15 protein-coding genes are annotated in these 15,439 nt (G+C 48.9%); 7 read left to right on the forward strand and 8 right to left on the reverse strand.

Going from position 1 to position 15,439, the window contains the following annotated elements; translation table 11 throughout:
• Positions 1-58 precede the first annotated feature (58 nt).
• From murC to J2Y43_RS07435, 3 genes are read left to right on the forward strand one after another with little or no spacing between them, the layout of a single operon-like run.
• Positions 59-1,441, forward strand: a complete 1,383-nt coding sequence (gene murC / locus J2Y43_RS07425; protein ID WP_309980575.1) for a Mur ligase family protein — start codon at positions 59-61, stop codon at positions 1,439-1,441.
• 42 nt (positions 1,442-1,483) lie between these two features.
• On the forward strand, positions 1,484-2,080 hold the full coding sequence (locus J2Y43_RS07430) for a TIGR00730 family Rossman fold protein (RefSeq protein ID WP_223401555.1): 597 nt from the start codon (positions 1,484-1,486) through the stop codon (positions 2,078-2,080).
• A 16-nt stretch (positions 2,081-2,096) separates the two neighbouring features.
• Positions 2,097-3,677, forward strand: coding sequence for an OmpA family protein (locus tag J2Y43_RS07435; protein ID WP_309980574.1), 1,581 nt, complete (start codon positions 2,097-2,099; stop codon positions 3,675-3,677).
• Here J2Y43_RS07435 and J2Y43_RS07440 read toward each other — a convergent pair.
• The 5 genes from J2Y43_RS07440 to J2Y43_RS07460 all read right to left on the reverse strand — a co-directional run bounded on the left by J2Y43_RS07440 (position 3,658) and on the right by J2Y43_RS07460 (position 9,197).
• Complete coding sequence (locus J2Y43_RS07440; RefSeq protein ID WP_309980573.1) at positions 3,658-4,857, reverse strand: acyltransferase; 1,200 nt, start codon at positions 4,855-4,857, stop codon at positions 3,658-3,660. The genes J2Y43_RS07435 and J2Y43_RS07440 overlap by 20 nt on opposite strands.
• A gap of 90 nt (positions 4,858-4,947) precedes the next feature.
• On the reverse strand, positions 4,948-6,123 hold the full coding sequence (locus J2Y43_RS07445; RefSeq protein ID WP_309980572.1) for a helix-turn-helix domain-containing protein: 1,176 nt from the start codon (positions 6,121-6,123) through the stop codon (positions 4,948-4,950).
• Between the two features lie 75 nt (positions 6,124-6,198).
• Positions 6,199-6,810 (reverse strand): heme-copper oxidase subunit III, encoded by a 612-nt coding sequence (locus J2Y43_RS07450; protein WP_223401547.1) that lies wholly within the window; start codon positions 6,808-6,810, stop codon positions 6,199-6,201.
• Between the two features lie 88 nt (positions 6,811-6,898).
• Positions 6,899-7,708 carry a 4-(cytidine 5'-diphospho)-2-C-methyl-D-erythritol kinase gene (gene ispE, locus J2Y43_RS07455; protein WP_309980571.1) on the reverse strand — a complete coding sequence of 270 codons (810 nt, stop codon included), beginning with the start codon at positions 7,706-7,708 and terminating at the stop codon, positions 6,899-6,901.
• A gap of 25 nt (positions 7,709-7,733) precedes the next feature.
• Positions 7,734-9,197 carry a M20/M25/M40 family metallo-hydrolase gene (locus tag J2Y43_RS07460; RefSeq protein WP_309980570.1) on the reverse strand — a complete coding sequence of 488 codons (1,464 nt, stop codon included), beginning with the start codon at positions 9,195-9,197 and terminating at the stop codon, positions 7,734-7,736.
• A gap of 306 nt (positions 9,198-9,503) precedes the next feature.
• On the opposite strand from J2Y43_RS07460, the gene J2Y43_RS07465 reads away from it, so the two are divergent.
• The gene (locus tag J2Y43_RS07465) at positions 9,504-10,988 is read left to right on the forward strand and encodes an FGGY family carbohydrate kinase (protein WP_309980569.1); all 1,485 of its coding nucleotides are present in this window, start codon (positions 9,504-9,506) and stop codon (positions 10,986-10,988) included.
• A gap of 77 nt (positions 10,989-11,065) precedes the next feature.
• Here the strand turns inward: J2Y43_RS07465 and J2Y43_RS07470 are convergent, their stop codons facing one another.
• On the reverse strand, positions 11,066-11,401 hold the full coding sequence (locus J2Y43_RS07470; RefSeq protein WP_309980568.1) for a single-stranded DNA-binding protein: 336 nt from the start codon (positions 11,399-11,401) through the stop codon (positions 11,066-11,068).
• A 250-nt stretch (positions 11,402-11,651) separates the two neighbouring features.
• Between J2Y43_RS07470 and J2Y43_RS07475 the strand changes: the two genes are divergently transcribed.
• Positions 11,652-12,008 carry a hypothetical protein gene (locus tag J2Y43_RS07475; RefSeq protein ID WP_309980567.1) on the forward strand — a complete coding sequence of 119 codons (357 nt, stop codon included), beginning with the start codon at positions 11,652-11,654 and terminating at the stop codon, positions 12,006-12,008.
• A gap of 30 nt (positions 12,009-12,038) precedes the next feature.
• On the forward strand, positions 12,039-12,914 hold the full coding sequence (locus tag J2Y43_RS07480) for an aldo/keto reductase family oxidoreductase (RefSeq protein ID WP_223401535.1): 876 nt from the start codon (positions 12,039-12,041) through the stop codon (positions 12,912-12,914).
• 65 nt (positions 12,915-12,979) lie between these two features.
• Here J2Y43_RS07480 and J2Y43_RS07485 read toward each other — a convergent pair whose 3' ends face one another.
• Together J2Y43_RS07485 and J2Y43_RS07490 are read right to left on the reverse strand one after the other, a co-directional pair.
• Entirely contained in the window at positions 12,980-13,588 is a 609-nt protein-coding gene (locus J2Y43_RS07485; protein WP_309980566.1) for a Uma2 family endonuclease, read from the reverse strand.
• Between the two features lie 42 nt (positions 13,589-13,630).
• Positions 13,631-14,215, reverse strand: coding sequence for a hypothetical protein (locus J2Y43_RS07490; protein ID WP_309980565.1), 585 nt, complete (start codon positions 14,213-14,215; stop codon positions 13,631-13,633).
• Positions 14,216-14,347: 132 nt separating this feature from the next.
• Between J2Y43_RS07490 and prfA the strand changes: the two genes are divergently transcribed.
• Positions 14,348-15,421: a peptide chain release factor 1 gene (gene prfA / locus J2Y43_RS07495; protein WP_309980564.1), complete on the forward strand. Its 1,074-nt coding sequence runs from the start codon at positions 14,348-14,350 to the stop codon at positions 15,419-15,421.
• Positions 15,422-15,439: the final 18 nt, after the last annotated feature.

Below are 15,439 nucleotides of genomic sequence, written 5' to 3' on the forward strand. Positions count from 1 at the left end.
TTTGCCCAAAGGCCAATTCTTGCTAACTTTCGAACGGAATCAGTTTTTAGAATTGTCAATGAGTCAATCTTCATCTTTGCATAAAATACATTTCATTTCGATCGGCGGTAGCGTTATGCACAATCTGGCCATCGAACTACATTTAAAGGGATTCATTGTGACGGGATCGGATGATGAGATCTATGAGCCATCGTCCAGCCGCCTCGCACAATATGACCTGCTTCCGCCTGTTACGGGATGGTTTCCGGAAAAAATCACCACCGATCTGGAAGCCGTAATTCTCGGCATGCACGCCAGGCAGGACAACCCCGAGCTCGCGAAAGCGAAAGAGCTGGGGATCAAAGTATATTCGTATCCCGAGTATATTTTTGAGCAAAGCCAGAACAAACAGCGCGTCGTGATCGCGGGCAGCCATGGAAAAACGACCATTACCTCCATGGTACTCCACGTTTTGAAATACAATAAGAGAAATTTCAATTACCTGGTCGGCGCGCAGATCGAGGGCTTTGACAACATGGTGAAGCTTTCCGAGAATGCTCCGCTGATCGTGATCGAGGGCGACGAGTACTTCACTTCACCGATCGACCCTACTCCGAAATTTATCCATTACCAGCCGCACATTGCATTGATCAGCGGTATCGCCTGGGACCATTTCAATGTGTTTCCTACCTGGGAGTCATACGTGAAGCAATTCGAACTGCTGGCGGATTCCCTGCCGAAAGCCGGGGCGATCATCTTCGACGAAACCGACGATATGCTCGACGTGATCGGACAGAAGGAACGTCCGGACGTAGCGAGTACACCTTATACTGTACATCCACACCGGATCGAGGACAATAAAACGATATTGATCACCGCCGAACAGGGTGAGGTTCCGGTACTGGTTTTCGGAAGCCACAATATGAAAAATATCAGCGGCGCGCGCGAAGTCTGCGAACGACTGGGCGTGACCGACGAGCAGTTCTACAATGCGATCCGCACATTCAAGGGAGCCTCAAAACGCCTGGAATTGCTGGGAACGAATGACACCGTGAATGTATACCGCGATTTCGCCCACGCACCTTCCAAAGTAGAGGCGACTACCAATGCGCTGAAAGAGCAGTTTCCCGACAGAACGCTGGTAGCCTGCGCGGAACTTCATACGTTCAGCAGCCTTAATAAAGGATTTTTATCCCAATATCGCCGCAAGCTGAAAGCGGCCGATGTGGCTATCGTGTATTTCAACCCACTGACGTTGGAACACAAGCGGCTGGAAAGCCTGTCGGAAGACGATATCAAAACGGCATTCAAGCGCGATGATCTCAAAGTGTTTACCAATTCCGCCGAACTGGAAGCATTCTTGAGATCGCTTACCTGGAAAGACGCTAACCTGTTGCTGATGAGCTCCGGCACCTTCGGCGATATTGACCTGAAAAAACTGGCTGCGGATATTCTGGCATAACCTGCCGGGTATCCTGCCTTAAAACACCTATCTGTTTATCCGATGCAATCCATAGTTGTATACTGCGGTTCAAATCCGGGAAAGAAAGCGCTATATGCCGAAGCCGCCTACGAACTGGGCGCAGCAGTGGCAAAGCGGAATATCAAACTCATTTATGGTGGCGGCAACATGGGCCTGATGGGGCGCGTGGCCGACGGCGCAATGGACAATGCCGGGTTCGTTACGGGTATTATCCCTAACTTCCTGGCCAAGCTCGAAGTGGCACATAAGACATTGTCGGAGCTGCATTTCGTCGACACGATGCACGAGCGCAAAGCTAAAATGGTATCGATGTCCGACGGCGTCATTGCATTGCCCGGCGGCTACGGCACTTTCGATGAGCTTTTCGAAATACTGACCTGGGCACAGCTCCGTATATTTCACGGTCCGGTCGGACTTTTGAACGTCAACGGATTTTACGATCTTTTGCTTCTGCAACTCGATAAAATGGTGGAAGAAGGCTTTTTGAGGCCCGATAATCGCGCACTTTTGGTAGTTGCGGAAGATCCCGCAACGCTCCTTGAAAAAATGGAAGCCTTCCGTTTGCAAAACGCGGAAAATAAGCCGTTGGATGGGTCGTTGTATGTAGATAAAAACTAGCCATTCTGTCAGAACAATGCGTGCTTTCTGCCTATTAGCCATTACGGTCGCCACGTCCATCTGTGCCTATGCGCAGCTGGAAAACCTCGGAAAATCGGTCAACACCGAATACAATGAGATCAGTCCGATCATTTCCCCCGACGGTAAAACGATCTATTTTTCAAGGGTAAGCCATCCGCAGAATACGCACGGCCCGAAAGGCAGCCAGGATATCTGGTATTCAGAACTCAAAAGCGACAAGTGGACGCCCGCCCGGAGGCTCCCTTCGCCCCTCAACAAGGAGGATTACAACAGCCTTTACAGCATCACACCCGACGGTAATACCCTGTTGATCAAGGGAGCATATAAAAACGGCACCTACGAGACACGCGGGTTTTCGACGAGCAAAAAAACAGCCCGGGGCTGGTCCGTTCCCAACAAACTGGATATTCCGGGTTATACCAAACTCAGCAAAGGCCAGTTCGACTGCGGTTATCTGTCCAATGACGGTAAGACCCTCGTCATGTCTTTCAGCGAAAAGAAAAACAGCAAAGTCGACGATTTGTACGTGAGTTTCAAGCAAAAAGACGGTACGTGGTCGAAACCATTGAACCTCGGCGCTGAAATCAACACCCCAGATTTTACCGAAACAACCCCATTCCTAGCACCTGACGGTGTAACGCTCTATTTTTCGAGCGACCGGAAAGGCGGACAGGGTAGCAACGATATTTATTACAGCAAGCGGATCGACAAATCGTGGAAGAGATGGAGCAGGCCCGTAAACCTCGGCCCGGCCATTAACACCGACGGCTACGACGCCTACTACACCATTTCTGCATTGGGCGATTTCGCCTATATGGTTTCCTTCAAAGACACCGAAGGCAAAGGCGACATCGTCCGCTACAACCTGCAACCCAAACCTTCTCCGGCTGATTCGGCTGCGGAGGCTCCCGTGGCCGTCGTGCCGCCTTCGGATCCCGTGGTGATGATCAGTGGAAAGGTGATCGATTCCAAAACGGGGAAACCTGTTGAAGCGACGATTATTTACGAAGACCTTGCTACCGGCGAAGAAGTAGGTACCGCCACGACCAACCCTACTACCGGCGAGTATAAACTCGTACTTCCCTACGGCCAGAAATACAGTTGGCGGGCGGTAGCCCCTAATTTCATCGCGGAAGGGGAAAATATCGACCTTACCGACTCCACCAGCCATGGCAATAAGGGTTTCAAGGAAATCGCCAACAAATCGCTGAAACTGATCCCGATTGAAGAAGGGCAGATCGTGCGGCTCAACAATATTTTCTTCGCTACCGGAAAAGCCACGCTGCGCGACGAATCGTTTGGCGAGCTGAACCGCATTGCTATCTCCATGGAAGAGAACAAGACGCTTTCCATCGAGCTAGGCGGGCACACGGACAATACGGGTAGTGCCGAATTCAACATAGATCTCTCACAGAAACGGGCCGACGCCGTTCGCGAATACCTGATCGGGAAAGGCATCGAACCGGATCGCATTGCCAGCAAGGGCTACGGCGAGACCAAACCGGTTGCCAAAAATGACACACCGGAAGGCCAGCAGCAGAACCGCCGTGTGGAATTCAAGATATTGAAGAAATAGGCGTCACAGGCTCACTGCGCTTCCTTCGTTTCACTGTTTTCATTCCAAACAATACCCGCAGGAGATTGCTCCGTCGAATCAGAAAGTGGTACATACCCAGGCAAATCACGAATGTGGCTATGCACAGGTATACAAACTTCACGAACCAATGTACAGGCGCCTGGATGATCGGGTAGGCTAGACAGATGATCACCGTCTGATGCAGGATGTAAAACGGATACACCGCCTCGTTGGCATATTTCAGGAACGGATTCGTGAATTGCAGGTAGGTATATCCATATCCAAAAATCGAAAGCAGAATACACCAGGCGTTCGTCGTTTTGATCGCATCATAAACAAGCCACTGCATCGCATCCATATCCCTGTCGACGGTCCAGTAATAGGCATAGAGAGCGATCGTCAGCGTAATCCAGATGCCCAGCGTCAATTGGCGGTATTTTTGAAGCGTTTCCCAGAAGCGGGTTTGTGTGCAAATTACAAAACCGGTCACAAAGAGCGTAAAATCATGAAAATGCTCATTCCAGTCCCTCACCAGGTTGTGCGTGGTAGGAAAATGTTCTTCCAGTAAAACACTTCCCCCCACATGCCACAATACCGGCACGATGATCAAAGCCCAGGGGTTTGCAAAGAACGCCGCCACACGTTGTGTAAAACCTGCGTGGCGACGCAGCAAAAGCAATAGCGGCAGTCCCAACAACGAATAGCAAAAAATGTAGACCAGGTACCACAAATGGTGCCAGCTGAAACTGCCTTCGGGGTAAGGGACGAATTGAAACACGGTTTTGTAAAAATCTCCGTAATCGTAAGTCTGCCCCTGTGTGAGCCGCTCAAAAAAAATCTGCGGAGGTACAATGACAAACATCCCGAAAACAAGTGGTACGAAAATCCGGACAAAACGCTCTTTCAGAAAAGCAGCCGGTCCGCGACTTCCAAGCGCGAAATACACGCCGGCCCCCGAAATCATGAACAGCAGCGACATGCGCCATTGGCTGCTGAACCGCATCGGCCATTCTACGGCATGCGTGATCACATTGTTCTTAATGTGCCAGCCCCAGTGGTTGAAAAACATGCCGACGTGGAAGAAGATCAGAATTCCGAATGCGAGCACACGGAGCCAGTCGAGGTCGTACCGGCGGATGTTATTGGATAATGAATGAGATTGGGCAGGCTTTGTTTCCATGACAAATAGGTTTTGAGTGATGCCCAAAACTAGTGCCCTAAACCGGCCCGAAACGACCGTCCTGATCCGTTAGAAGTTCTTCCCGATAAGTCAGAACTTCTGATTCGCCTGCTTTTTACGGTATTCGGAGGGCGTAGAGCCGGTTATTTTCCTGAAAGCCGTGTTGAATGCAGATTTCGAGTTATACCCGACCATCTGCCCTATCTCCTCGATTTTGATGTAAGCATTCTCCTGATCGGCGAGTAACCGTTGCGCTTCCTGGATGCGGTATGAGCCCAGGAAGTCGAAAAAGCTTTGCTTCAATTCCTCGTTGAGTATTTGTGACAAATGGTGGGTCGATACGCCGAGCCTTTTGGAAAGCGCCGGCAGAGAAAATCCGGGATCGAGAAACGGCTTTTCCGCCAGCATTACCGCTTCCAGCTTGACCAGCGTTGCAGATTGTATTTCCTCGGTCAAAGACGATTTTTCATATTTCCGGGTGGTGCGCTCGCTCGGTTCGTGAAAAAACAGTGATTTTCTCAACACCGTGAAACTGATAACGTAAATGATCAGGGAAATGAATGCGGCTATAATGTGATCGCCCAGATCGTGCGGGAATGAAGTCCGGACGATAAAGAAAACTACTATCAGAAATGTCAGCTGTAAAGACATGTCCCTGAACCAGGTCAGTGAGTTCTTTTCACCTGTGAAGAACGACGTCCCACGTTCCCGGAATGCCTTGGTCAGGAACCAGAAACCGGCAATGCTGTAAACAACCATGCTGGCGAACGTGAGGTCGTTGATGTGCCATTTCGGATAGAACATCCAATCGCTGCCATATCGCACGGCCTCGATCCTCGCCAATTCAGGATGGAAAGAGCCGATGTTCGAGTTATACTTAAATGCCAGGTCTTGCGGGTATATGAGCAGGCACATGTACACGAGGTACGCCAGCGAGGGTAAAAAATGCAGCCATGCACGTTTAGATATTTTCTGGTTCACACCTGTTTGGGTGTAGAGAAACGCCGTCGGGGCCATCAGCAGGTTCAATGGCTCACTGAAATCGACCAGCCACAGCACACGGAACATATAATGAGTGTATCCCAACCAAACGTCGCTGATGATGACCGACATCGCCAGGATGAGCATTCCGAGGAAGAGATTAGCCCGGTTGCTACCCTTTGCATGCGAGAGGAAAACGTATGCAAGGATCAGCCCCTGCACACAACCCAGCAGAATGAATAATGAAAAAAGGTCGGTACGGATCGGCGGCGAAGCAGGGATCATGTTGTTACATCTCGGATTCCAAATATACGAATTCGGGAATGCAATTGAGGGAAGGTATCTTTTCAGCCGGAATGCTCAGTAAAGCACGATCAGGAAAATAAATACCACAAGCCAGAGTGCTCCTGTGAAATGCCAGTAGCGGGTAAAGAGTTTAATGCGAAGGCGGTTCGGGGGATTGACGCTGTACACGAAAGAGTCCACATAGCTCCTGTTTTTAAGGGCTTTTCTGAACAGGTAGCTCAGGTATAACACACCGCCTATCATGTGCAGCAGGTGAAGGCCCGTCAACAGGTAAATGAATCCCTCGGAAGTATTGACACCGCTAAAAACGCCGGAATTGACCATTTCCATCCATCCTCCCGTTTGCAGCATGATGAACGTGAACCCAAGCAAGAGCGTTGCGCCCAAAAATACCCGGTAATGCAGGAAACGTTCGTTTGTAAAAGCGAGATTCGCTTCGTGAAGAGTGATACTGCTGAAAAGGATAACCAGCGTACTGAGCCAGAACATATCCGGCAATGCAACCAGGTGCGCCGTCTCTTTGTGTGCCCGCAAGAGAAAGATGACGAAGATCGAAGTAAAAAGCACTGAACTACCTGCAACCCCTAACCAAAGCATAAAGCCAAGCGGCTCACGACGTTTGGTGAAAGGATTTTCGGTTTGCTTAGTTGTGTGCTTCGGACTCATCTCCCAATCATTGATATCTTCGAAAAGCGCAATTCAAAGTGAATATAACGACTATTTTGCACCTTAATACATAACGCGAAGGTTAAATTTATTTAAGAAAACCCTGCCAGAGACGAAAGTCAGGAAAATGCTCTTTTACATTTTGCTCCTGCCCGAAAATGCCGAACAGCGTTGATCCCGAACCACTCATGGCAGCGTACTCCGCGCCAAGGCCATATAATTTTTCCTTTATTTCCTCTAAAGAGCGGTATTTCTTAAAAAGGGTTGCTTCAAAATCGTTCGTGACACGACCTTTCCATGCACTAATAGGCTCCCTAAGTATATTACGTAAATTTTCGGTGCTGCGTTTCGCGACCACCCCGGAATATGCTTCAATCGTTGAGATATGGATTCCCGGATTCACAAGCACAATCCATTTCCCGGAAATATGAATATCGATTGCATCAAACTGATCGCCCTTTTCGAAGCAATACACCGGTTTGTTGCGGATAAAAAAAGCGCAATCGCTGCCGATCAGTCTGGCATATTTCTCTTGCTCTTCAATGGAAATCCCCAGGTCGAACAGTTGATTCAACGCTTTGATGGTAAAAGCGGCGTCTGCCGATCCTCCGCCAAGTCCGGCACCGATAGGCACTGTTTTCAACAAGTGTATTTTGACGGCAGGCAGGTCAAAATCGGTTCTGAGCATTTCGTACGCCTTTGCGCAGAGGTTATCATTTGCATTGCCCGGGATCGCGATCCCGTCGGAATGAAACGAGAATTGCTCCGCCAAAGTAATTTCCAACGCATCCGACCAACCCACGGGATAGAAACAGGACTCGATGTTATGAAACCCGTCCGGGCGCTTTTCGACGATATTTAAACCGATATTGATCTTGGCATTTGGAAATACTAGCATTGTACTTTCTATTGCGGCCAACAGCTTACTGTTCCCAGCGCCACTCCTGGCCGATAATCAGTTCTTCTTTTAATCCTTGCGATATCAGATAATCGCGGGTTTTCTGATCCGACAATTTTTTTACCGCAATATTCTCTGCATTGGACAAAGCGTACAGGTACATAGAGGCAATGCGCACGGTATTTTCCAGCTGGTCCTTGTTCACCAGGCTGAAATCATCACAATCCGCATGGTAGCATTGCAAAACGTTTGGATCGAGGTGGCCCGACAAACCGGCAATGGGAACACCTTCCAGCATGAATGGCTGGTGATCGCTATGCAGGCCGGCCCTGTTTGTCGTTTCGTTCTTATAGTCACTGTCTACGGAACGGATAGCCTGCCCCACCGTCGCGAAAAAGTCGGTCATTTCATCCCGTCCGAATGTATTGGCCCCGTTCGGATCGTTGGTCATATCGAGGTTCATCATGTATGAAACCTTGTCGATAGTGCCAGACTTTTTAAGCTCGTTCACAAAATGCTTTGAACCTAGCAGGCCCTGCTCTTCCCCCATGAACAACACAAACTGAATGGTTCGCTCCGGTTTTACTTTCAATGCCTTGAACGCCCTCGCGATGTCAATTACCGCAAACGAACCGATACCATTATCGATAGCGCCGGTAGCCAGGTCCCATGAATCGAGGTGACCACCGATAATCACTTTCTCGTCCGATTTTCCTTTCAGCGTGGCAATTACATTCCGCGCTTTGATCGGCTTTGAAATGTTGTGCATATCAATATGTGCCTCCAAAGGTCCTTCGTCCTGAATCCATTTTCTGATCTCGTGGCCGCTTTCGTTGGAAATACACACGGCGGGAATAGAGATGATCGCTCCTGTAACCGATGCCGTCCCGGTAAGCAAAATCTTGCCCGGTGCACCGTTGACCATGATCACTCCCCGTGCTCCATATTTGATTGCCAAAGCAGTCTTTTCCGACCGGTGCAGGTTCTTTTTACCCGTTACACCCACCAGATTGATGTTCGCCATCGCAATCTTGCCCTTCACTTTATCTTTAAGTGCCAGAAAATCCTCTTCCAATCCGTTGCCGACGTCCACAATTTCGCCTTGCAGATTAGATTCCACCGGCGAATGCGCCAGCGATACTACCGGAACGTCCCGAAAGTTGTCGCTGCTGCCAGGGGCGATGGAGAGCGTCACAGTATCCCGCATCCATGCTTCCACTTCGAAAGGCTGATAAACCACGTCGGTGAAGCCATAGCTTTTCAAAAGCTTGAATGCATATTCCTCCGCCTTTTCTCCATTGACACTTCCGGTAAGCCGGTGCCCGATGGTTTTGGTTGCATCCCCCAGTGTTGCATAGGCTTTACTATTTTCCCTGATCTCCCGATCAAGGCGGGAGAACTGTTTCTCCCATTTCCGATCTACCGGGCGAAACTCCGAAAACAACAAAAACAACCCACCAATGAGAACGACTTGTACAACTTTCTTCATAATTCCCGATAAAGGATGTCAGCAACTTGAAATTTTCCTCAAATATCGCATAGATATTTGACCTCTTGCAAGATAAACACAAAGGAGACCCTAAAATCAACCCTTTAGTTTCATCAGGTCATTAATATACCCAATTTCTGACTGTTCTGACGTCACTTTCCCGTATGTATTCAACACATTTATATTTAAGTGTAAAAATTACACTTATTATGTTTCTTTTCTTAAAGTTATTTGAACATTTTTGTACTTTTTAGCACTTATATTTAAACATTGAAGCATTTCAAATCAAAATAATCATATTTCGCAATGTATTTCCTTGGATTCGATTTAGGCAGTTCGTCCGTCAAAGCTTGTTTGATTCACGCAGATACCGGGGCAGTTGCCGCCTCCGCATTCTATCCTGAAAGGGAAATGACCATTGCAGCCCCCAAGCCGGGCTTCGCTGAACAGCAGCCTCAGATGTGGTGGGAAAATGCATGTCTTGCTTCTCAGGCTGTTATCAAAAAAGCAAACGTATCCCCTGACGAAGTCGGTGCGATCGGTATATCCTACCAAATGCACGGGCTCGTAGTAGTGGATGAAAACCTGAACGTTCTCCGTCCATCCATTATCTGGTGCGACAGCCGTGCGGTGGAAGTGGGTAACCAGGCTATGGAAGCATTGGGCGAGGAATACGTACTCCCTCACTTGCTCAACTCTCCGGGCAATTTCACCGCATCCAAATTGGGTTGGGTGAAACAAAACGAGCCGGATGTTTACGCGAAAGTCCATAAATTCATGCTCCCCGGCGATTACCTCGCCGCCCGCATGACAGGAGAAGTGGTGACTACCCCATCCGGACTTTCCGAAGGGATATTCTGGGATTTCGTGAACCAACGTCCGGCCGATTTCCTCTTCGACCATTTCGGGTTCAATCAAAATATCCTTCCGGATATACTCCCGACATTTGCAGAGCAGGGAACAGTAACCGCCGCTGCGGGTGCCGAACTCGGTTTACGCGCGGGCATTCCCGTCACGTACCGCGCCGGCGACCAGCCTAACAACGCCTTTTCGCTCAATGTACTTGAACCGGGTGAAGTTGCGGCAACTGCCGGCACTTCCGGGGTAGTTTACGGCGTCAGTGATCAAATCAAGTTTGATCCGAAATCACGCGTTAATACCTTCCTGCACGTGAACCCGATTTCTTCGGCATCCCGTTACGGCGTTTTACTGTGTGTAAATGGTACCGGGAGCCTGAATGGCTGGCTCCGCAATGCACTCTTCCAGGGGAATATCTCTTATCCTGAAATGAATAACCTCGCCGCACAGGCACCGGTGGGTTCCGACGGTCTCTTCTGCCTTCCATTCGGTAACGGGGCCGAGCGTATGCTCGAAAACCAGGATCCCGGAAGCACATTTAAAGGACTTCAATTCAGCCGCCATGGGCTGAGCCACTTCACACGTGCATCGCAGGAAGGCATTGTTTTCGCCCTGTACTACGGTATGGAAATCATGGAAACGGTGGGTGTGTCTCTCAAGAACATCCGTGCCGGGGAAGCCAATATGTTCCTCAGTCCCGTTTTCAGAGAAACTTTTGCTAATGTATCCGGAGCTACTGTCGAGCTTTACAACACCGATGGCGCACAAGGAGCAGCCCGTGCAGCCGGCTTTGGTCTCGGCTATTACAAGAATCGTGAAGAAGCATTTGTCGGACTTACGGCGCTGCGCACAATCGAGCCCGACGCAAATCACGTACAAGCAACACGCGACGCGTACAGCAACTGGAAAGCTACGCTTGAAAAAAGCCTTTGATAAGTATAAAACAGGCCTCATGTCGAACAACCAGGCATGAGGCCTGTTACTAACTCGCCCGCACCACCGGAGTAGCCTCACACCGCCGTCGCCTGCTTCTTCTGGATTTCCTCCACCTTGTGCGCGGTCACTTCCATGCGCCTTACCGTACGATTGTCTTTGTCGACATACTGCCGATAGGTGAGCCGCCCTTCGATCGAAACCATTTTGCCTGTCGTCAGGAATGTCTCACAGCGCTGCGCCAGTTCCCGCCACACGACAACTGTGTGCCAGGCCGTACTCTTAACCTCTTCCTTGTCCTTGTTAACATAGCCTTCATCTGTTGCCAGTGAAAAGGAGAGCATTTTACCCCCATCAAACTCTTTCACGTTGATTTCGCGGCCTACATTTCCGATTAATTTTACTGAGTTCATTGTTAATCATGTTTAGATGATGAATACTGATGCCGGATTGGATAATGTGAACCGGCAATGCAAAGATGTGTGGAGCAGAAAACAGGAGTCGGTTTTTAAGCGCTTATAATCATATGAAAGCATTTGCAGCCGTTTGCAAACGGAAAAATACAGGCTGGCGGCCCTCGCAAATGAATTTCACTATATTGCAGTTCAGGAAAATCTATGCACACTGCCCGGGCTGCAAGCAGTCCGGCGAAACAAAAAAGATATGATCAATTGCCAGGAATGCGGTAAACCCCTCACGGGTAGGGTCGACAAAAAGTTTTGCTCCGACATGTGCCGGAACAGCTTCAACAACCGGCTCAATTCGGATTCTTACAACATCGTGAGAAACATCAATAACCAGCTTCGGAAGAACCGCCGGATTCTGGAAGAGCTTTGTCCCGATGAAAAATCTAAAACTACCAAGCACATTTTACTGGCCAAAGGCTTTGATTTTAACCTGATTACCAACGTCCGTCCGACCCTCAAAGGAAGCATTTACCGCTTCGTTTACGATTATGGCTACCTTGAACTGGACAATGATTTTTATCTGATCGTAAGGGATAAACGATTGGAGAAATAGATATTTTTGCAGGAATTCAAACTACCACCGATGAAAAAAGTAAGCCTCAGCGATTCCGGCCCGAAGGTTTCGGAAGCAATTTATGGTTTTTGGAGATGGACCGACGAAGGTGCCGTTACCACCACGCAAATTGAAAAAACGGTCAACCTCTGCCTCGATCTGGGCATTAACACATTCGACCATGCTGATGTTTACGGCGACCATACGATTGAAGAACATTTCGGCAAGATCATCGCTAACAAGTCCTTCAAACGGGAGGACATTGTACTATTCAGCAAATGCGGCATCAGAACGTCGGCTGATAAGTATCTCACGTACTACGATAATTCGCGCGAGCACATTATCAACAGTATCAACGGTTCGCTCAAAAGGCTCAAAACCGATTACCTGGATATTTTCCTGCTGCATCAAAGCGATTTGCTGGCCGACCCGGAAGAAACAGCGATGGCATTGGCCGAAATCGTGACCTCAGGAAAGGCAAAACACATTGGAGTCGCCAATTTTACGGTTTTCCAGCACCAATTGCTCGCGTCGTACCTACGGATTCCGATCGTAACGAACCATATTGAGCTGAACCTCATGAATACGACTGCAATCGAAGATGGCCGTATCGATTTTATCAAACAGAGTTTCAGCAAACCGCTCGCCTGGGCACCCCTCGCGGGAGGAAAAATCCTGAATGGCACCGACGAAAAAGCAGTGCGGCTGAGAGCCAAACTGGATGAGGTCGGCAAGAAATACGATGCCAATATCGAGCAAACAGCCGTTGCCTGGCTTATGAAACTGGGGACATTACCCATTATCGGGTCTCTCTCGGAAGCCCGCATCCGCAACGGTGCAAGTGCTTCGGATATTAAGCTGAGCCGGGAAGATTGGTACGATATCTATCAGGTTGTCGGGAAATAAAAAATGAAGGGATACTGTCACATTAACAGTATCCCTTCATTTTTATGCGATGCCGACTTTCCAGATCAAAGGCTGATCCCTTCTGCGTCAAGGTAAGTTCCTATATTGAAACTCATATTATGCAGCACAGTGACATCGCTGTGCCAGCTAAGAATTTCCGCCTCAGCGCCCGGCGTAAAGACGACAACTTTCTGGATTTCAGTCAACACCCAGATCACCCTTTCACAGCCAAACTCTATAAGTCGTTCCGATTTCTGAAAAACATATCCCATTTCAGTGATCCCCTCCGCTTCAACACTAATGTCTACTTCAATGACTACTTTCGGAGGTACGTCCGCATATTTTCGCGATATTTTCTCCGGGGTCAGGACGGATTTATCGTAAACCAGGATATCCCCCGCCATATTGACCTGTTTCGATATATGAATCCCCGGCTCACTCGTATGCACTCGATACTTCCGGAGATCGACAGACCGCAGGATAACTTGTAGGATGTAGGAAATAATTTCAGCTTGTAAGCTACTGCTTCCCATGATTTGCTCAACAGTTTTGGCTCCGCTCAAAACCTCGCGGTATCCTTTCCGGTAATAGATTTTACCATCCCATTCCTCCAAAACGAGGGGATTTGAGAAGTTTTCCGGGCAAGAGAGGCTCTTTTTTTGCTGAGTAATCATGATCCTTTGTTTTCTTAAAGTAAGCAAAAAATCACACGTAAATCAATCCTTCAACTGCTTCGCGTCCAGCTTTCTGATGATCTCCTTTTTATTGAAAAGCAGACGCCATACGGCGAAAGTAGTATCCTGGGCAGCCATGCATTTTTTGCAAATGACGCTTCCGGCGGCAACGGGTGCGTTGTAGACGAGCAGGCTGTCATTGAGCTGCTGTAAATTATCTCCCGCTTGCGTGTTGCTTTTCGCACTGTAAGCGTATGCGTCGAGTATTTCCCGCTCCTTGGCGTGCAAATCGGCGCGCTTTACGTCATTAATACCGAATAATTCGACTTTAACCCCATATTCCTTTTCCAACGCGGCAATAACCGGGATACCGCTCAGGTCACGGCAATGTGCCAATCCGGCATCCGGGTTCTTTTCCAGTTCGCCTTTCAAGGATTTCTCTGCGATCTGCGCGATTTTCTTGCCCCATTCGTCAGCGGATGACACCAGCTGCACATTCGTAACCCGCTTGATCTGCGAGGCTTTGATTTCCCTGCTTAGCTCTTTCGTATTTTCGATGCGGCCGCTTTTAAAATCGCAGCTTGTGAAAGCGAATGCCAGCATGGCGATGCATATGATCCTTTTCATTGTTCCAAATATTAGTTTAATCCATCAAACGGTTCCTCCCATAGCACGCAGCCAGCCCCTTGAAACCATTCATTTAGCTAAAATGCGTATCTTTGTGCCCCGAATGCGAGATCCCAAAGATATTCAATTAAGATGATCGATAAATTAGAAGCTATAAAAGAACGGTTTGAAGAGGTTTCTCAACAAATCATACAACCGGAAGTAGTATCCGATTCTACACGTTATTCCAAGATCAGTAAGGAATATAAAGACCTTGGCAAGATCGTGGAGCAATATGCACTTTATCAGAAGTTGCAGAAGGACATCGCCGGCACCAAAGAACTTATAGCGACTGAAAAAGACGAAGATCTGCGCGAAATGGCCAAGGAGGAGCTCGACGAACTGGCCCCCAAACTGGAAGAGCTCGAACAGACCATTAAGGAATTGCTTATCCCGAAAGACCCGAACGATAGCCGGAACATCATCCTGGAAATCCGCGGCGGTACCGGTGGCGACGAAGCTGCTATTTTTGCCGGCGACCTTTTCAGAATGTACCAGCGCTTCTTCGAAAAAATGGGCTGGCGGTCATCCGTAATGGACTACACCGAAGGTACCAACGGCGGTTATAAGGAGATTATCTGCAAAGTCGAAGGCGAGGATGTGTATGGCAAAATGAAGTTCGAATCGGGTGTGCACCGCGTGCAGCGCGTACCCGCGACAGAATCCCAGGGCCGCATTCACACCTCGGCGGCTTCGGTAGCCGTACTGCCCGAAGCAGAGGAAGTAGATGTGCAGATCAATATGAATGACGTTCGTATCGATACTTTCCAATCGTCGGGTGCTGGTGGACAATCGGTAAATACGACTTATTCCGCGGTGCGTTTGACCCACATTCCGTCGGGACTCGTGGTAAGCTGCCAGGACGAGCGTTCACAGCTCAAAAATAAAGAACGTGCATTGAGCGTATTGCGCTCGCGCCTGTACGAGATCGAGTTGAAGAAACACAATGACGCGATCAGTTCGCAACGGAAATCGATGGTGGGCAGCGGCGACCGCTCCGATAAAATCCGCACCTACAACTATCCCCAAAGCCGCATTACCGACCACCGTATTGGTTACACCGTTTATAACCTCCCAGCCGTAATGGAAGGAGACATCGCCGAGCTGATCGAAAAACTGCGCATCGCTGAGAATGCGGAAAGAATGCAGGAAGGTGAAGTTGTTTAGGAAATGTTGTCCTTTAAC

The organism is Dyadobacter sp. BE31 (assembly GCF_031457695.1).
Lineage (GTDB): Bacteria > Bacteroidota > Bacteroidia > Cytophagales > Spirosomataceae > Dyadobacter.